20 protein-coding genes are annotated in these 18,606 nt (G+C 51.0%); 18 read left to right on the top strand and 2 right to left on the bottom strand.

Features of this window, described 5'->3' with window-relative positions; genetic code table 11:
* Nucleotides 1-336: 336 nt before the first annotated feature.
* From DWY63_RS04635 to DWY63_RS04590, 9 genes are all read left to right on the top strand, one after another.
* A complete protein-coding gene (locus DWY63_RS04635) occupies nt 337-1,575 on the top strand; it encodes a glutathione S-transferase C-terminal domain-containing protein (protein WP_117801471.1) in 1,239 nt (412 codons plus the stop codon).
* 102 nt (nt 1,576-1,677) lie between these two features.
* On the top strand, nt 1,678-2,601 hold the full coding sequence (locus DWY63_RS04630) for a transporter substrate-binding domain-containing protein (protein WP_117801470.1): 924 nt from the start codon (nt 1,678-1,680) through the stop codon (nt 2,599-2,601).
* A gap of 95 nt (nt 2,602-2,696) precedes the next feature.
* Complete coding sequence (locus tag DWY63_RS04625; protein WP_117801469.1) at nt 2,697-3,197, top strand: GNAT family N-acetyltransferase; 501 nt, start codon at nt 2,697-2,699, stop codon at nt 3,195-3,197.
* A gap of 15 nt (nt 3,198-3,212) precedes the next feature.
* Complete coding sequence (locus DWY63_RS04620; protein WP_022462083.1) at nt 3,213-3,965, top strand: amino acid ABC transporter permease; 753 nt, start codon at nt 3,213-3,215, stop codon at nt 3,963-3,965.
* Nucleotides 3,952-4,710 carry an amino acid ABC transporter ATP-binding protein gene (locus DWY63_RS04615; RefSeq protein ID WP_117801468.1) on the top strand — a complete coding sequence of 253 codons (759 nt, stop codon included), beginning with the start codon at nt 3,952-3,954 and terminating at the stop codon, nt 4,708-4,710. Before DWY63_RS04620 ends, DWY63_RS04615 begins: the two co-directional genes overlap by 14 nt.
* A gap of 35 nt (nt 4,711-4,745) precedes the next feature.
* Nucleotides 4,746-5,864 carry a M20/M25/M40 family metallo-hydrolase gene (locus DWY63_RS04610; protein WP_243001837.1) on the top strand — a complete coding sequence of 373 codons (1,119 nt, stop codon included), beginning with the start codon at nt 4,746-4,748 and terminating at the stop codon, nt 5,862-5,864.
* 359 nt (nt 5,865-6,223) lie between these two features.
* The gene (locus DWY63_RS04600) at nt 6,224-7,198 is read left to right on the top strand and encodes a 1-aminocyclopropane-1-carboxylate deaminase/D-cysteine desulfhydrase (RefSeq protein WP_117761088.1); all 975 of its coding nucleotides are present in this window, start codon (nt 6,224-6,226) and stop codon (nt 7,196-7,198) included.
* Entirely contained in the window at nt 7,195-8,142 is a 948-nt protein-coding gene (locus DWY63_RS04595) for a glycosyltransferase family 2 protein (protein ID WP_117509476.1), read from the top strand. Before DWY63_RS04600 ends, DWY63_RS04595 begins: the two co-directional genes overlap by 4 nt.
* Entirely contained in the window at nt 8,139-9,359 is a 1,221-nt protein-coding gene (locus tag DWY63_RS04590; RefSeq protein ID WP_117509475.1) for an ATP-binding protein, read from the top strand. Before DWY63_RS04595 ends, DWY63_RS04590 begins: the two co-directional genes overlap by 4 nt.
* A gap of 95 nt (nt 9,360-9,454) precedes the next feature.
* On the opposite strand, the gene DWY63_RS04585 is transcribed toward DWY63_RS04590, so the two are convergent.
* Entirely contained in the window at nt 9,455-9,868 is a 414-nt protein-coding gene (locus DWY63_RS04585; RefSeq protein WP_243001836.1) for a hypothetical protein, read from the bottom strand.
* A gap of 45 nt (nt 9,869-9,913) precedes the next feature.
* Complete coding sequence (locus tag DWY63_RS04580) at nt 9,914-10,141, bottom strand: hypothetical protein (RefSeq protein WP_117801467.1); 228 nt, start codon at nt 10,139-10,141, stop codon at nt 9,914-9,916.
* A gap of 150 nt (nt 10,142-10,291) precedes the next feature.
* On the opposite strand from DWY63_RS04580, the gene DWY63_RS04575 reads away from it, so the two are divergent.
* The 9 genes from DWY63_RS04575 (at nt 10,292) to DWY63_RS04535 (ending at nt 18,544) form a co-directional block, all read left to right on the top strand.
* Entirely contained in the window at nt 10,292-10,747 is a 456-nt protein-coding gene (locus DWY63_RS04575) for a putative ABC transporter permease (RefSeq protein WP_158565816.1), read from the top strand.
* A gap of 28 nt (nt 10,748-10,775) precedes the next feature.
* The gene (locus DWY63_RS04570) at nt 10,776-12,725 is read left to right on the top strand and encodes a fructose-1,6-bisphosphatase (protein ID WP_117801465.1); all 1,950 of its coding nucleotides are present in this window, start codon (nt 10,776-10,778) and stop codon (nt 12,723-12,725) included.
* A gap of 100 nt (nt 12,726-12,825) precedes the next feature.
* Nucleotides 12,826-13,875: an L-threonylcarbamoyladenylate synthase gene (locus DWY63_RS04565; protein ID WP_022462093.1), complete on the top strand. Its 1,050-nt coding sequence runs from the start codon at nt 12,826-12,828 to the stop codon at nt 13,873-13,875.
* A gap of 2 nt (nt 13,876-13,877) precedes the next feature.
* A complete protein-coding gene (locus DWY63_RS04560; protein WP_055218690.1) occupies nt 13,878-14,336 on the top strand; it encodes an arsenate reductase/protein-tyrosine-phosphatase family protein in 459 nt (152 codons plus the stop codon).
* Nucleotides 14,333-14,776, top strand: a complete 444-nt coding sequence (rpiB, locus tag DWY63_RS04555) for a ribose 5-phosphate isomerase B (protein ID WP_055218692.1) — start codon at nt 14,333-14,335, stop codon at nt 14,774-14,776. The genes DWY63_RS04560 and rpiB overlap by 4 nt, the downstream gene beginning before the upstream one ends.
* 29 nt (nt 14,777-14,805) lie before the next feature.
* Nucleotides 14,806-15,435 carry a uracil phosphoribosyltransferase gene (upp, locus tag DWY63_RS04550; RefSeq protein ID WP_022462095.1) on the top strand — a complete coding sequence of 210 codons (630 nt, stop codon included), beginning with the start codon at nt 14,806-14,808 and terminating at the stop codon, nt 15,433-15,435.
* Between the two features lie 43 nt (nt 15,436-15,478).
* On the top strand, nt 15,479-15,967 hold the full coding sequence (locus tag DWY63_RS04545) for a deoxycytidylate deaminase (protein WP_022462096.1): 489 nt from the start codon (nt 15,479-15,481) through the stop codon (nt 15,965-15,967).
* 94 nt (nt 15,968-16,061) lie between these two features.
* Nucleotides 16,062-16,961, top strand: coding sequence for an AraC family transcriptional regulator (locus tag DWY63_RS04540; protein WP_117801464.1), 900 nt, complete (start codon nt 16,062-16,064; stop codon nt 16,959-16,961).
* A gap of 113 nt (nt 16,962-17,074) precedes the next feature.
* On the top strand, nt 17,075-18,544 hold the full coding sequence (locus DWY63_RS04535; RefSeq protein WP_117801463.1) for a glycoside hydrolase family 30 protein: 1,470 nt from the start codon (nt 17,075-17,077) through the stop codon (nt 18,542-18,544).
* Nucleotides 18,545-18,606: the final 62 nt, after the last annotated feature.

The raw sequence follows: 18,606 nt of genomic DNA, 5'->3' as shown, positions 1-18,606 counted from the left end.
CACATAGAAAAAATATGCATTATAATATGCCATGTAATCGAGAAACACATTAAACATATCGACTTAGTAGGAAAGGAGAACAGCAAATGAAAAAAACAGACAACAGACGAATGCAGGAGAACAGAATGATGGAGATGTGTTGTTGCTGTTGCTGCAGCTCCAATCAGAATAAAGAAAAATAAGAAACATTCGCAGGCAGAAAAAGCATAGCAGAAATTGCATGTGCGGGCAGGCCGGAACGAATGCCTGCTATTTTTTTAACCTTTTTTAAAAGAAATGCGAATGAACAACATAAGAATAGATAATAAACAGACATAGAAAACGGAGGACAAAAACATGAGCGGATGCGGATGCAGCTTCACCCCAGTTGAAAATAAAGAAACCGAAGAAATCAAATACACAGATGCACTGGCAGAACAGTTTGCAGCAGAAGTCGGAGTAGACCCAAGACCAAATGAAACCCTTGTAGAGATCGATGAGCGCGGCGCTTTCATCCGTCAGCCAAATGCATTTATCCAGCCATTCGGCGATAAAGAAGGCGGCCTGAAAGCAGAAGCAAACCGCTTCGGGATCTACTGGGCAACCGGATGCAACTGGTCCAACCGTCCGATCATCGTGCGGGAGCTTTTAGGACTGCAGGATGTGATCTCGGAGACGAGAGTTTCTCCATCCGGCGAGACAAACCGTTACGGACATGCATTCGGACAGTATCTGGATTTCAAGGATCCGGCGACAGGCGCTTACTTCTTAAGTGAGTTCTATAAAAGAGCAAACCCGGACTTCAAAGGAAGAGCAACGACACCGACCCTGGTGGATGTCAAAGAGAAAAAGGCTGTGAACAACGATTATCACCGCCTGACGAACTACCTCGAAGTGCAGTTCCGTCCATTCCAGCCAAAAGATGCGCCGGACCTGTACCCGAAAAAATTCCGGAAAGAGATCGATGAGTTTAACGACTGGCTCTTCCCGCATATCAACAACGGCCATTACCGCATGGCATTCTGCCAGTCACCGGAAGCATACGATGAGGCATACGAAGATTTCTATGAATCCCTCGATAAGCTGGACAAACGGCTGGAGACGAACCGTTTCCTGTTCGGCGACTACATCACCGACAGCGATGTCCGCGCTTACGTCACTCTGATCCGTTGGGATGTCAGCTACTTCCACAACGTAGGACCGGTGAAGAAACCGATTCGTGATTACAAAAATATCTGGGGCTACTTAAAAGAGCTGTATGCGATCCCGGCCTTCCGTCACGGAAGCGATCCGCAGGTGCTGGCACTTTCGAGACCTGGAAAGAAATTAGGCGAGGTTCTCTTCCGCGGATACAACGAACGAATCCTTGCAAAAGTAGATTTCGAGAAGCTGATGGCAGACGATGGATCGAGAAGAACACTCAGCAAAACACCGGATGAAGTATTCCTTCGCCATCCGGAGGGAGAGACCTACGAGGATTACGCAGGAGAAATCTCAAAAACCATCTGGAACAGCCCGAAATGGGAAGACAGAAACCCGAAGAACGGCGTACTTTCCGTGGATGCATCGATTAATCCGCTGAAAGGACTTTTATAAAGAGATAAGACAGAAGAATCCGGAGCGCTCTGGTGGAACACTCTCAGGCAGCCGGGGTGCGGCCGGAACTGAAAAGAACGAGAAAATGAGGAGGATTTTATTATGAAAAAGACAAAGAAATTCTGGGCAGTATTGGCAGCGGCGGGCCTTTTGGCAGCAAGCTTTGCAGGATGCGGAAGCAATGCATTAGCAAATGCAGGAAGCAGCAGCGGTTCCGCAGCATCATCTTCCGCAGAAGGCAGCTCCGCATCGGATTCCGGTGAGAAAAAAGTGATTAAAGCTGTAACAAGCGGCACACTGGCACCGTACTTTTACGTAAATGATGACAACGAGCTGACCGGTGTCGATATCGATATCGTAAAAGAAGTGTTCAACCGCCTTCCGCAGTATGAACTGAAAATTGAGCAGGCAGATGCACTGCAGGGTGTGCTGAGCGGTCAGTACGACATCGCAGTCAACAACTATGGATATACCGATGAGAGAGCAGAATCCTACTACTTCTCTTTACCATATAAAACCAGCTTCAACGAATACATTCAGAGAACCGGCGATGAGCCGCTGACTTCTCTTACCGATCTGGCAGACCGCGGATACAAAATTGAGCTGAGTGCAGGAAGCCTTACCGCAAATGCACTGGAAAAATGGAATACAGACAACCCGGATCACCAGATCAATATCGTATATTCCAATGCAAACTTCCAGGTCCGCTACCAGCATATCGTAGATGGAACCGCTGATGTGGCAATCGACGACGGACCGATCATCGACAACCTGCTTCCGCAGTTCGGACTGGAAGGTCAGCTGGAAGCAAACGAGATCGACGAGGAGACCGAAGATTTCCTGTTCCCGCAGAACAATACCTACTTCCTGTTTGGAAAGAACGAAGAGGGCGCAGCACTCCGCGAGGATGTTGACAAAGCCTTAAAAGAGATGAAAGAAGACGGAACTCTTTCCAAGATCACAACCGAGTATCTCGGCGTGGACACCAGCCCAGACGAGAAATACTTTGATGAGACACCAAACTAGAATATCGTTTTTGAAATAAAAACAGAAGAGATTACAAAACAGACGGGAAGCGGATCGAGAACATCCGTTTCCCGATTCTAAAAGGAGCGAAAAACATGGCAGAAATTTACCGGGTAGAAAAGGGAAGCGAAGAGTGGAAATACAAAGCATATGATTACGTCAGAACTGATGCTTTCTGTTTGGGACAGAACATTCCGATTGAACTGGAATTCGGACAGGACGAGAGCAAAGATGATCTGCAGGCGATTCTGCTGACAGAAGATCACAAGCCGGTAGCCGGCTGCCGCATCGCATTTCCGGCGGAAAAGACAGGAAAAATCGAGCGTGTCTGTGTTGTCAGAGAAAAACAGAAAAGCGGATACGGTAGCGTGCTGATCGAAGCCGCTGAGAAATGGCTGAAAGAATACGGTGTCGATCACATCGTCATCACGAGCCAGGACCGCGCCGCAGGCTTTTATGAGAAATTAGGCTACAAACTGAATCCGGACGCTGACCTGTCGGTATACGACCACCATGCACCGAAGAAAGACGAAGAGCCGAAAAAGCCGAAGAAAAATCTTGGCTTTACCTGTGTACTGGTAGAAAAATATGTGTAAGAGAGGACAAAAATCATGGGAAAATTATTTGACGTTTCACTGGTATTTTCATCCATACCAGAATTGCTGACAAAGCTGCCGATCACGCTGGAACTGGCCGTGGTTTCTATGCTGATCGGACTGGGACTGGGACTTGTGATGGCGATCATCAAAATGAAAAAAATCAGAGTACTGACGCAGATTACGAATCTTCTGATTTCACTGCTCCGTGGTACGCCGGTCATCGTACAGCTGTACGTTGCGTTCTTTGGTATTCCCATGATGTTCAAGGCAATCAACCAGCAGTTCGGAACGAATCTGGCGGTTGCCAATATTTCCGGTTTCGTCTATGCGATGATCGCTCTGGGACTGAACCAGTCGGGCTTTATGGCTGAGATTATCCGTTCGGCCCTGCAGTCCGTTGACCCGGGCCAGATCGAAGCAGCACATGCACTCGGCATGACGTATCCGCAGACACTGCGCCGCATCATTCTGCCGGAGGCCTTTGAGGTTGCGCTTCCGACCCTTGGAAACTCTTTTATCAGTATCATCAAAGGAACGTCTCTTGCTTTTACCTGCGCCGTTGTCGAGATTACCGCACAGGGCCAGATTATTGGAGGAAGAACGTATCGCTACTTTGAAGTTTACGTTTCACTGGCCATCATTTACTGGCTGGTAACGCTGGTGATCGAGCAGATTATCCGCGTAATTGAAAATAAAATCCGGATTCCGGACCAGGTAGAGCTGGCGTCCGCAAACGGGGAGGGTAAGAAAAATGATAAAAATTGATCATTTATCAAAAAAATATAACGACAATGTGGTGCTCGACGACATCAGCCTCGAGATCAGACAGGGCGATGTTGTGGGAATCATCGGTCCTTCCGGAACCGGAAAATCAACGCTTCTGCGCTGCGTCAACCGCCTTGAGACACCGGAGAAGGGAACGGTGACGATCGGGGACAAGGTGATCGGCCTTTCCGAGCGGAAACCGAAAGAGCTTCTGTATTTAAGACAGAACACAGGAATGGTGTTCCAGCGGTTCAATCTGTTTGAGAAGAAAACCGCACTGGAAAATGTGATGGAAGGCCTGATTGTTGTCAAGAAGATGAAAAAAGACGAGGCCAGAGCCATTGCATTAGAAGAACTGAAACTGGTCGGCATGGAGAAATGGGCAAACCATTATCCGAAACATATGTCCGGCGGACAGCAGCAGAGGGTGGCGCTCGCAAGAGCCCTCGCCATGAAACCGCAGATTCTGCTGCTGGACGAGCCGACCTCAGCCCTTGACCCAGAGCTGGTTGGAGAGGTTCTGGATGTTATTAAAAAAGTTGCGGCACAGGGATATACAATGCTTCTGGTTTCCCATGAGATGAACTTTATCCGCCATGTGTCGAACCGTGTGATCTTCCTTGATAAAGGACACGTAGTAGAAGACGGAACACCGAAAGAAGTATTCGAGCATCCGCAGAATCAGAGAACACGGGAGTTCTTCAGCAAGATGCATATTATGGCGCAGCCTGAGTATGTTATTTAAATTGCGGACACAGCCAAAGAGTAGGAGAAAAGATTATGATAGATGAGAAAAGAATTGCTGATTTTTTTGCGGAGCTGGTATCTATCGATTCGCCGTCCTTAGAGGAGCGCGAGATGGCGGACACCTTAAAAATAAAATTCGCCGAAATCGGGGTTACGCTTACAGAAGATCATACGCAGGAGCAGACCGGCTCCAATGCGGGCAATCTGTTCGCGCGCATTCCGGGCAGCCTTGCAGGAGCCCCGGTTCTCTTTGCGGCCCACATGGACACTGTTGAGCCTGCAAAAGGAAAAAAAGCCGTCTCCCATGAGGATGGAACCGTAACGAGCGACGGCACGACAGTTCTTGGCGCCGACGACCTCGCCGGTGTGACAGCCATCTATGAAGCTGTCCGCCACCTCATCGAGACCAAAACACCGCACCGCCCGATCGAAATTCTGATCTCGACTGGTGAGGAGCTGTACTGCAAAGGCGCAAATGCCTTCGACTACAGCCAGGTGCAGGCAAAAGAAGCATACGTTCTGGATTTAAGCGGCGCGATCGGTGCAGCCGCCTACGCGGCACCGACACTCGTTTCCTTCGCGGTGAAAATCCAGGGAAAAGCCGCCCACGCCGGTTTCCACCCGGAGGACGGCATCAACAGCATCCAGGCGGCCGCCCGCGCAATCGCACAGCTTCCGCAGGGCCACGTGGATGAAAGCACCACTGCCAACATCGGAAAAATCGGCGGCGGCTCCGGTACCAACATCGTTTCGGAAAGCTGCGTGATCGAAGGCGAAATTCGAAGCCTGAACCACGAGACGGCCATGGAGCTTCTGGAAACATATCACAGAATCTTCCAGCAGGAAGCAGGGAAGATTGGTGCGAAGCTGGTCTGGGAAGAAAAACTGAATATCCATGCGTATGAGACGCCGCTGACAAGCGATGCCGCAAGGCATTACGAGAGCGCCGTTGCAGAAGAAGGCCTGACCGCTGCATTCGAAAAAACTTTCGGCGGCAGCGACAACAACGTCTTTGCACAGCACGGCATCGAAGGGCTTGTCATCGCAACCTCGATGAATCAGGTACACAGCTGCGCCGAGTACACAAAAATCCCGGAGATAGCCCAGGTGGCGCAGATTGTGGCCAATCTTGCCGCACCGCAGGAAGCCTGAACAGATCCCGGACGAAAAAACAGAATACGTAAAAAATCCCCAAAGCCCGTCGGCAGATGTGAAAACAAAAACCGGCGGACTTTTCCTGTTTCCGGCATGGCTTGCCACGCAGAGAAAAATAGTCTATAATAGGGAAAAGCTTCCGGTACATGCCGGAATTTAACACCAGTAGACAAGAAGTCCCCAGCTTCTAAAGCGGTGGGATGAATTATTAAAAGAAACATAACGGCAGTGGCGGGCGGAGAAAAATCGGTATCCTCCACTGACATGAGGCAAGTCACAGTCGAACTATTTTCGGCATGTCAGACTCCGTGAAAATACCGACTGTGAGTTGAAACAAGAATAAAAGAGGAGAAACAATGATACAGACACCAATTCAGAAACTGGAATTTCCAAACGACAGAGGCGTCCGCCTGTACTGCAAGCGGGAGGATCTTCTTCCGTTTTCCTTAGGCGGAAACAAAGTCCGCATCGGACGTGCTTTTTTCCAGGATATGCAGGAGAAAAACAAAGACTGCATGATCATCTACGGAAACAGCAGATCCAACCTCTGCCGCGTGCTGGCCAATCTGTGCTGTGCCGAGAAAATTCCATGCTATATGATCTGTTCTTCCGAAGAAAACGAGGAACAACCGATCGAAACCAACAACAGCCGTCTGATGAAATGGCTCGGAGCCGAAGTCATTCCGTGCAGAAAAACAGAGATTGCACAGACCGTCGAGCAGACGATGAACCGTTTGACAGAAGAGGGATATCACCCATATTATATTTTCGGGGATAAATTCGGAACGGGCAATGAAGGCACACCGGTACAGGCCTACGTGGACGGCTACCGCGAGATTCTTGCGTGGGAGAAAGAACAGAACATTTCTTTTTCTCATATCTTTGCGGCATCCGGAACCGGCTCGACCCAGTGCGGCCTGGTAAGCGGAAAACTGCTCGAGCAGGGAACGGAGCAGATCATCGGCCTTTCGATTTCATCCCGCGAGTACGACCGCGCCACCCGCATTATGGAGAGCGGCATTTCCGATTATTTTGCGAAGAATCATCTCGTGCTGCCGGAAGGATGGGAGAGTGAACTTCATCTGGAAATGGGATACCGCCAGGGCGGATACGGCCAGTACGATGAGCGGATTTTACAGGTGATCCGGGAAGAGTTCTGCCGGAACGGCCTTCCGCTGGATCCGACGTACACCGGAAAGGCATTCTGGGGAATGAAGCAGTACATAGAAGAACATCAGTTACAGGACTGCGATGTGCTTTTTATCCATACCGGAGGCACGCCGCTGTTCTATGACTGCATTCTGAACGATACCGATGGAGGAAAAAAATGAAACTGATTTCAATAGTCATCCCATGCTACAATTCCGAGGCAACGATCCGGAAAGTTGTAGAGATGGTGATGGAAGAATTCAAGAAAATGGACGGATATGACTGCGAATTTGTCCTGGTGAACGACGGTTCCCCGAAAGACAATACGTATGGGGAGATCAAGAAGCTCGGTGAGCAGTATCAGAATGTCAAGGGCATCAACCTGCTGCGCAATTTCGGTCAGCACAATGCGCTGATGGCAGCACTCCACTACACCGAAGGAGACTTTATTCTCGGCATGGACGATGACATGCAGACACATCCGTCCCAGATCAGCAAACTGATCCACAAGATGGAAGAAGGATACGATCTGGTTTACGGCTGCTATCCGAAACGAAAAAATTCGTTCCTGAAAAATGTCACCAGCAAACTGAACGAAGTTTCCTCCCGGATTCTTCTCGGACGGCCAAAAGACATCGTTTCCAGCAATTTCTGGATGATTACCCGCCAGATCAAGGACGAGGTGGTAAAATACGACAGCTTCAATCCCTATATTGACGGCATTTTCTACCGCACGACACACAAAATCGGAAATGTAGAGGTGGAGCATTTCAAACGTGCAGTGGGAACTTCCAACTATACGTTAAAGAAACTGATCAAATTGTGGCTTGCCTACTGGAACTATTCTGTAATTCCGCTTCGCATATCGTCCGTTCTCGGCGGAGTTTCTGCAGCCGGCGGTTTTCTGGCAGCCATCATGATTGCCATCCGAAAGCTCATCAATCCGACCGTGATGGTTGGCTGGTCTTCGACGATCTGCGCCATCGTTGTTTTTTCCGGATTGATTCTGATGGTGCTCGGCATCATCGGAGAATACCTCGGAAAGATGATTCTGATTCTGAACCGCACGCCGCAGTATATTGTGCGGGAAACCATTAACGTATCTGATGAGGAAGAAAAAAAGTGAAAAAAATCATGATTTTAGGTGCCGGTATTTACCAGGTGCCGCTGATCCGGACTGCACGCAGAATGGGTCTTTACACGATCGTAGTGAGTATTCCCGGCGATTATCCGGGGTTTGCACTTGCAGATAAAATTTATGAACTGAATACGCGGGATAAAGAAGCGATTCTTGCGGCGGCGGAAAAAGAACAGATCGACGGAATCTGTACATCGGGAACCGATGTGGCCGTCAGCACAATCGGCTATGTCTGTGAAAAGATGCATCTGTCCGGCATTCCGTATGAGGCGGCGGAAATTCTGACCGATAAGGCAAAGATGAAAGACGCATTCCGGCAGGGCGGCGTTTCCGCGGCAGACGGGATGCGGGTAAGAAGTGCAGAGGAGGCACAAAAAGCCGCAGAACAGCTTGGATACCCGGTTGTCGTAAAACGGGTGGACAGTTCAGGAAGCCGCGGAATTACCGTGGTGGAGCATTCCGGACAGATCGAAGAAGCGTATGAAAATGCGAGAAACGGTTCGGCAAGAGATTATGTGCTGGTTGAAAAATTCCTCCGCGGAACGGAGATCGGCGTGGATGGATTTGTGCAGAACCACAAACTGGTCTTTCTGGCACCGCACACGAAATTTGTATACCGCGGTGCACACACGACCGTTCCGGTCGGCCACGCATTTCCGTATGGATGCAGCGGGGCACTGCGGGAAGAAATTGCCCGCCAGATGCAGCTGGCCGTCACCGCATCCGGTGCCGATCAGTGCTCCGTCAATGCGGATGTCTTTGTGGACGGAGAGAAGGTCTGGATCATTGAAATGGGCGGAAGAACCGGAGCAACCTGCATTCCGGAACTGATTTCAACGTATTACGGATTTGATTTTTATGAGCAGATGATCAAAAGCGCCCTCGGGGAAGAAACGGATTTTCAGCAGACGGAAAGCTGCCCGTGCATGGCAAAACTGCTGCTGAGTCCGGTAAGCGGAACCATCACACAAATCGACCGGGATCAGGTCGAACGTCTGCGTCAGGAAGGGCTGGAGCTTGTCCTGGATTATCCGGAGGGGCATGAAGTTTCTGCCATGGCAGATGGAACTGACCGGATCGGCCATGTGATTGTAAAGACGGACCGGGAAGCGGAACTGGATGAGCAGATGAAGCGGGTGTACCGCTGTATCTGGATTGATGGAAAAAATCTGGAGACAATCTGGGAAGAGAAAACAGCAAAATAAAAAACCCGGAATCTTTTCAAGACCTCAGAAGAGGAGCGAAAGGATTCCGGGTTTTGCGTTGCCAGGCATATCAATATCCGGTGGACCAATTTTGATTACACTGTTTTTACAGGCTTCATCATCATCCGATAGTAGACTGGAATTAGCAGTGCAATTGCACCGAACCAGGCAAGCGGGCTTGCGATGCAGACGGCAGTGTAGCCTAAGAAGCGTGACAGCCAGACGGTAGCAGCAAGACGCATCACAAGCTCGACCATGCATGCGGCAAACGGTGCGCGTCCGTTCTGCATACTCTGAATCGAGGTGCGGTAGACGGCGAGAAGGCCGAGCAGGAAGTAGAACGGCGCTTCGATCGTCAGGAATGCATCGGAGTAATGGTAAGAATCCGTGATTTCGCTCGAAAAGCTTGGTGAGCAAGTGCATCTGTCCCGCGAGGTCTGCTGCCGCCGCTTCCGGAAAATGACGGGAAAGACGGTGACGCAGTATCTCGAGGAATATCGTGTGTCCAAAAGCCTGCCGCTCGTCGAAAGCGGCTTTTTGCCACGAAAAATATGTTACATCTGTTTGATTGCCTGCAGCATTTCAAGATCCGAAGCAGTCACCTTGATATTGGAAACCATCGTTCGGCCGTCCGGTTTTTTCACCGTGACTTCGAGAATCGTTCCCTCCTCGATCTGCGAGGATGCGAGATCGCCCATGAATTTTACGAACTTCGGGTGGTTTTGGGCGAAACGGTCTCTCAGATTTTTTAATTCCATTAACTTCAGTGGGTTAAATGCCATTCTTTTTTCTGTCCTTTCTATTCGAAACTTCTTTCGAAACATGAAAGTATTGTAACATGGAAAAGAAAAAATGCAAGCGGATAAAAAGAGAAAAGACAGAGATACTGGGAATAAGAGAAAAGATTCTCAATTAGAATGGGAGAAAAACGAATGAAAGCGAAGAAGTATCTGCTGTTTTTTCTTTTGGGCTACTGCATTTATATTGCCATCGAAGTCACCTACCGGGGTTACAGCTTCCGCCTGATGGGTATTGCCGGAGGACTGTCCCTTGCAGGAATCGGAATGCTGGAAGACGCCGGGCTGCGCCGCTTTCCGCTGGCGTTTCAGATGATGGTATCCGCCGTCCTGATTACGGCCATTGAACTGTATTCGGGAATGTTTTCCCTGCAGGTGCTGCATTACCGTATGTGGGACTACAGTGCGCTGCCGTTTTCCTTCTGCGATGGGCTGATCTGCCCGTGGTTTTTCGGGATCTGGTATCTGCTCTCGGCAGTGGGAATTTTTCTCACAGATTATGTGAGCTATTATATTTTCCACGAGGGGACGCACCCGATGTATCGAAAGAAGAAAAAGGGTTGTGTCGAAGGGGAGTTCGTTATAAAATAAGAAAAAACAACCCAGGCAGGAGGTCCTCATGGAAAACGAAAAAAATTATCTGGAATATCTCGCAGAATTGTACCCGACCATCGAAAAAGCAGCGACCGAAATCATCAATCTGCAGTCCGTTATCAACCTTCCCAAAGGCACGGAGCATTTCCTTTCGGATATTCATGGCGAATACGAAGCCTTTTCTCATGTACTCCGCAACGGTTCCGGTGCCGTGCGAAAGAAGATTGACGATGTCTTCGGCCACACGCTCGGCATTTCGGAAAAACGTGCGCTTGCAACCCTTATCTATTACCCGAGAGAGCGCCTGGAGATGGAGAAAAAGCAGCAGGAGGACATCGATGACTGGTACAAGGTCATGCTGTACCGCCTGATCGACGTCTGCAAAATCGTTTCTTCCAAATACACCCGTGCCAAAGTGCGGAAAGCCCTGCCGGCGGATTATGGCTATATCATCGAGGAGCTGATCACCGAAAAGCCGGAGGTGCTCGACAAAGAAGCATACTACGAGGCGATCATCCAGACTATCCTCGAAATCGGAAGCGCCGAGAACTTCATCATTGCCGTGGCAGAGCTGATTCAGCGGCTCGTTGTTGATCATCTCCACATCATCGGCGACATCTTTGACCGCGGTCCGGAGCCGTATAAAATCATGGACTGCCTGATGAATTACCATTCCCTCGATATCCAGTGGGGCAACCACGATGTGCTCTGGATGGGCGCTGCGACCGGCCAGCCGGCGTGCGTGGCCAGCACGATCCGCATCTGCCTCCACTACGGCAATCTCGATGTGCTGGAGGACGGCTACGGCATCAATATGCTTCCGCTTGCCACCTTTGCTCTCGAGACGTACGGCGATGATCCGTGCGAATGCTTTGCCGCAAAAGGCGGCGAGGACAGCGGAAATTCCCAGCAGATGCTGGAGCGCCGCATGCACAAGGCCATCACCGTAATGCAGTTAAAGCTCGAGAACCGTCTGATCCGTGAGAACCCGGAGTACGGCATGGAAAACCGCCGTCTGCTGGAAAAGATCGATTACCAGAACGGAACGGTGACGATGGGGGAGAAAACGTATGCTCTGCGCGACAAGAGCTTTCCGACGATCGACCCGGCGCATCCGGACGAGCTGACAGAAAAAGAGGCAGAAGTGCTCGATAAGCTGATCTTCGCCTTCCGAAACAGCGAAAAACTGCAGGCGCACGTCGATTTCCTGCTCAAAAAAGGAAGCCTCTACCGCGTCTACAATGGAAATCTGCTGTACCACGGCTGCATGCCGATGAATGAGGACGGCACCTTAAAAGAGGTGCAGGTCGACGGAAAGAAATACAAGGGAAAAGCACTGTACGATATCCTCGAGCACAACGTGCGCCGCGCATTTGTAAGCCGCGATCCGAAAAAACGGGAGCAGGGCCGCAATACGCTGTGGTATCTGTGGACCGCGCCGAATTCCCCGCTGTACGGCCGCGACAAGATGACGACGTTTGAGCGGTATTTCCTCGCAGAAAAAGAGACCTGGACCGAGGTGAAAAACGCGTATTACCGCCTGATCGAGAAAGAGGAGACGGCGGACCGGATCTTACAGGAGTTCGGGCTTGCCGGTGAAAATGTACATATTATCAACGGCCACGTCCCGGTACACCAGAGTGCCGGTGAAAGCCCGGTCAAATGCGGCGGCAAGGTGCTGATCATCGACGGCGGCTTCTGCAGGGCGTACCACAAAGAAACCGGCATCGCGGGTTACACGCTGATTTACAACTCATACGGCCTCAGCCTCACCGCGCACGAGCCGTTTGAATCGACGGAAAAAGCAATCCAGGAGGAGAAGGATATTGTCTCCCGCCAGGTGGCGGTGCGGTACAACATGAAGCGCCAGTTAGTCGGCGATACGGATCAGGGACGGCAGATCCGGCAGCGCATCCGTGAATTAAAGGAACTGATCGAGGCGTACCGCACGGCTCAGTTAAAAGAGCTTCTTTAAATCAAGGGTTTTCAACTGCGCCGGAAAATGGTATAATCAAAACAGTGTGCGCAGATGGAAACACTGTGCGCTGGAACAGATGGAAAGAAGGAAGAAACATATGAGGGCATGGATTGCCAGGATGACAGAAGATAACATAGATCAGAGCGCGATCGAAAAAGCAGGAGAGATTCTGAAAAACGGCGGTCTGGCGGCATTCCCGACCGAGACCGTATATGGTCTTGGCGGAAATGCGCTGGATGCCAAAGCTTCCGAGAAAATTTATGCGGCAAAGGGCCGTCCGTCGGACAACCCGCTGATCGTCCACATCGGAAGAATGGAGGACCTCGAAACCGTAGCGGCAAACGTGCCGGAGAGTGCACGCAAACTGGCAGCTGCATGCTGGCCGGGACCGCTGACGATGATTTTTGAGAAAACAAATGCCGTTCCGCTCGAGACGACGGGAGGCCTTACCTCCGTAGCCGTGCGCTACCCGAGCAACAAAGTGGCAAACGCACTGATCTTAGCCGGAGGCGGCTTCATCGCAGCGCCGAGCGCCAATACATCAGGCCGGCCGAGCCCGACGAAAGCCGAGCATGTGATCGAGGACCTTGGGGACAAAATTGACTGTATCATCGACGGAGGAGACGCCGAGATCGGCCTCGAATCCACCATCGTCGATTTTACAGAGGAGATTCCGACGATTCTCCGCCCGGGCTATTACAACAAAGAGATGCTGGAAAAAGTGCTTGGAACCGTGCGTGTCGATCCGGGAATCCTTGCGGAGGACAGCCATGTGCGTCCGAAGGCACCGGGCATGCGCTACAAACATTATGCGCCGAAGGCAGACCTTACGATTATCCAGGGCGAGATGGAACGGGTGATTCCGGAAATCAACCGCCTTGCCGCAGAACAGGAAAAGGCAGGAAAGAAAGTGGGCGTAATCTGCACCGATGAGACGCGGGAGCAGTACACCACAGGAGATATCAAGAGCATCGGGCTGCGCGCCGAAGATGAGACGATCGCGCATCACCTGTTTGCGATTCTGCGCGACTTCGATGAGGACGGCGTGGAAGTGATTTATTCCGAGGCTTTCGACACCCCGCGTATGGGGCAGGCGATCATGAACCGCCTGTTAAAAGCCGCAGGCCACAAAGTAGCAGAGGTATAACAGTGAAACATTACAGCAGGATTTTATTTGTGGACGCGGACGATACCGCGCGCGCACCGATGGCGAAGGCGATTCTGCAGAGCAAAGAGCTTCCGTGGCCGATGGAAATTGGTTCCCGCGGGCTTGTCGTTCTGTTTCCGCAGCCGGTCAACCAGAAGGTAGAGGCAGTGCTTGCGCGCAACGGGCTTTCGGCCAAAGACCACACCACCACACCGCTTACCGCGGAGGACATCAACGACGACACGCTGCTTCTTGTGATGGAGGACAGTCAGAGGGAAAAGATCCGTGAGGACTTCCCGGATGCGCCCCATCTGCAGACGATCGCCGGATTTCTGCGGCTGGCAGGAGACATCCCCGCCCTTTACGGGGAACCGCTTACCGAATACGGAAAATGTTATGAAGCGCTGGAATTCCTGATTGAAGGTGTTCTTGCGCGGCTGAAAGAGGAGGAAGAACAATGATAGCTTTAGGATGCGACCACGGCGGATATGAGCTGATGCAGGAGGTAAAAGCATATCTGGACAAACAGGGACTGGAATATCAGGACTTCGGATGCTACAGCAACGAGGCAGTTGATTATCCGGTTTACGCCAGAAAAGTAGGCCATGCGATCCAGAACGGAACGTGTGATAAGGGAATCCTGATCTGCGGAACCGGAATCGGCATTTCTATCACGGCAAACAAAATGGAAGGAATCCGTGCAGCACTCTGCACCGACTGCTTCTGCGCAGAGGCAACCCGCCTGCACAACGATGCCAACGTACTGGCGATGGGAGGACGTGTTGTAGGCCCTGGCCTTGCAATCAAAATCGTAGAAACCTTCCTGAACACTCCATTTTCCGGAGAAGAGCGTCACGAACGCCGTATTCACTTGATTGAGCATGAAGGCGAAAATGAATAAATTTTGAACAAAACAAAGGAGAAGGGAAAATGGCAAGAACAGTCATCATGGATCACCCGCTGATCCAGCACAAAATCGGTATTATCAGAAAGAAAGACACAAGCTCCAAGGAGTTCCGCGAGATGATCAGCGAGATTGCAATGTTGATGTGCTACGAGGCAACCAGAGAGCTGCCGCTCACAGACGTTGAAATTGAAACCCCGATCTGCAAAACAACCGTAAAAGAGCTCGAAGGAAAGAAAATGGCAGTTGTGCCGATCCTCCGTGCCGGTCTTGGTATGGTAGAAGGTATGCTGGCTATGATTCCGGCAGCAAAAATCGGACACATCGGTCTGTACCGTGATCCGGAAACCCTGGCACCGGTTGAGTATTACTGCAAACTTCCGTCAGACATCGCAAGCCGTGAAGTATTTGTAACCGACCCGATGCTGGCAACCGGCGGTTCTGCAACGGCAGCCATCACCATGCTGAAAGAAAAAGGCGCAAAGAAGATCCACTTCATGTGCATCATCGCATCTCCGGAAGGAATCGAGAAAATGCATGAGGTTCACCCGGATGTCGATGTTTTCGTCGGAGCACTGGATGACCATCTGAACGAGCACGGCTACATTGTACCAGGCCTCGGCGATGCCGGAGACCGTATCTTCGGTACGAAATAAGAGCGGAAGCAAAGTACGTTAAGAAAACACAGGGGAAATGGGTATGAGCGATAAACGAGAGGATTATATTTCCTGGGATGAATATTTCATGGCAGTTGCCCAGCTTGCCGGTATGCGCTCGAAGGATCCGCACACACAGGTGGGAGCCTGCATTGTGAGCGAGGACAACAAGATTCTGTCCATGGGATACAACGGTTTCCCGAGAGGCTGCTCGGACGACGAGTTCCCGTGGGGAAAGACAAGTGAAAATCCGCTGGAAAACAAGTATCTTTACACAACGCACAGTGAACTGAACGCCATCCTGAATTACCGCGGCGGAAGCCTCGAGGGAGCAAAGCTGTATGTGACATTGTTCCCATGCAACGAGTGCTGCAAGGCGATTATCCAGGCGGGAATCAAAACGGTGATCTACGACTGCGACAAGTACGCGGACACCCCGTCCGTGATCGCATCGAAACGGATGATGAAGGCGTCCGGAGTCACTTTTCAGAAATACCACCGCACAGGGCGGGAAATTACCATGTCCCTGTAGCAGAAAAGATAATAGAAGGAGCGCGCCTGAACGAACAGAAAGTTCAGACGCGCTTCGTCTGTATACACGAAAAGACAAGAAACGGGAGGGCACCATGGAGAGCAATTTCGAATGGATTACGGCAAACGGGGATATCGGCATCCGCTTTTTCCACAGCATCGACGATGGCGGCTACAGCAACCCGCCGCACTGGCACAACGATCTGGAGATCATTTATCTTCTGGAAGGCCGTCTGAAAGTGCGTTTCGGTGACGGCGGCGAGCGGCAGATCGGGGCAGATGAACTTCTCGTCATCAACTCCGGCACGATCCACGCCGTGACAGCCTATCCGAATCAGGCCATCGTCCTGCAGGTTCCGTACGAGATGCTGCTGCAGTACATGGAGCGTTACGATCAGCTTTACTTTGTTGTGGATGAAAGACCGGCCAGTGAGGCGGAAAAACAAAAACTCGCAGAATTCAAAGCAGTTCTCCGGGAGATGGACGAGGTGTACGGTGCGCAGAAAGAAGGGTATCAGTTAAAATTCGACAGCCTTCTTCTTGAAGCACTGTACCGCTTACTGGTGGACTATGCGGTGCGGATCGGAAAAGAACACATTCCGCAGAATCAGAAGGCCGTACAGCAGATCCGCGAGGTCATGCGGTATATTGAGGAGCATTACGCCAAAAAGCTGACGGTGGCGCAGGTCGCGGAGCACTTTGGTTATACGCCGAATTATCTGTCGAAGCTTCTGAAACGGTACCTCGGTCTGACGGTCTACCAGTATCTGTATGAAATCCGGCTCGACCGGATCTGCCGCGACCTGCAGCATCCCGAGGCGCGGATCATGGAACTTCTGCCGAAACACGGCTGCGAAAACTACAAGTCGGTGTCGCGTCTGTTTAAGGAGCGGTACGGCTGCAGCATGAAGGAAATGCAGAAGCGGTATGAAAAGGAAAAAGGAGACCGCCCGATGGGCCAGTGGGTAAGAATCAGAAAAGCGGAAATGCCCTAATTTTCTGCCGAAAAAGGCACTAAACAAGAAGAAGAGAGCATGGTATAGTGGAAGCATGAAACAGCGGATTTTCAGTAAATGCCGCAAAACATGTGAAAAATGGAGTGTGGAAAATGAAAGCAAAACAGATTACAACGTACCATGTAAAAGGGGAAGCAAAAACCTGGGAAAAAGCGCTGGCACCGGAAGACGAGTCCAAGAGCGTAAAAATGATTGAGTCGAACGTCATCAACCTGTATCCGGACTTTGCGTTCCAGACCATCGAGGGCTTCGGCGGCGCCATGACCGAGAGCAGCGCATACCTGCTGTCCCGTATGGATGAGGAAACACAGAATCAGGCATTACAGGATATTTTCGGACCGGACGGCCTTCATGCAAGATTTGTCCGCGTGCCGATCGACAGCTGTGACTATTCCCTTGAGGAGTATCAGGCAGTCGCAGACCCGATCGCAGACCCGGATCTGGCAACCTTCTCGATCGACCGCGACCGCAAATATGTCCTTCCGATGCTGAAAAAAGCCATCGAAATCTCCGCAGAGCCGATCAGTGTTTTGATGAGCCCGTGGTCTCCGCCGTATCAGTGGAAAACTGCACCGAAGATCGCAAAGAATGATGCTGCTGTTTACGGTGCAATGGGAATGCCGGTTCCGGAAGAGATTCCGCAGAGAAACCACGGCGGCAGCCTGAAACCGGAGTATTACGGAAGCTGGGCAAAATACGTCGTAAAATATCTGCAGGCATACCTCGATGAGGGAATCCCGGTGACGATGCTGAGCCTGCAGAACGAGACCGTAGCGGCTACCACCTGGGACAGCTGCGTATGGACACCGGAAGAGTCCAAAACCTACCTGAAAGATTATCTGTATCCGGAGATGAAAAAAGCAGGCCTGACGGACAAGATCGGCATCTTCATCTGGGATCACAACAAAGAGCGTATGATCGAGCACGTTCTGACCGTCCTTGACGAGGAGACCATGGACATGGTAGCCGGTATCGCATTCCATTGGTATTCCGGCGACCACTTCGAGGCTGTTGAGCTGATGAAACAGAAATACCCGGACAAAACCTTCATGCTTTCCGAGTGCTGTGCCCTTCACATGCCGGGCAGAATAGGTTTTGGCGGCGGTGGTTTCGGACCGGTGAACTTCCAGACACCAGAGTACGTCGATTACCTTGACGCCGCAGATTATGCACACGATATGATCGGAAACCTGAACGCCGGCATGAACCGCTGGATCGACTGGAACTTCCTCGTAGACAAAGACGGCGGCCCGCGCCACGTACCGATGGGATTCACCTCAGGTCTGATTGTGGATGATGATTTCCATTACCGCAAACCGATCATGTACCACTATATCGGCCATATTTCCAAATATATTGCTCCGGGTGCAAAACGCATCGGCTGGAGCAAATACGGAGCAAACCTGGATGTAACGGCCGCAGTCAATCCAGACGGAAGCTACGTTGTGATCCTGCTGAACCGCACAAAAGAGGATTCCGGCTGCTTCCTGCGTGTCAACGGACATATCATGCGTGTCGATCTTCCAGCAGAGACACTCAGCACGGTTGTAATCGAGAAATAAAAAGCAAAAATAAAAAAATGCCTTCTGTGCAGAATGGAAACAGTCTGCACAGAAGGCATTTT

The sequence above is a fragment of the Blautia sp. AF26-2 genome (assembly GCF_003460955.1).
GTDB classification, from domain to species: Bacteria; Bacillota; Clostridia; order Lachnospirales; family Lachnospiraceae; genus Fusicatenibacter; species Fusicatenibacter saccharivorans.
This window is presented reverse-complemented; position numbering and strand designations above follow the sequence as displayed.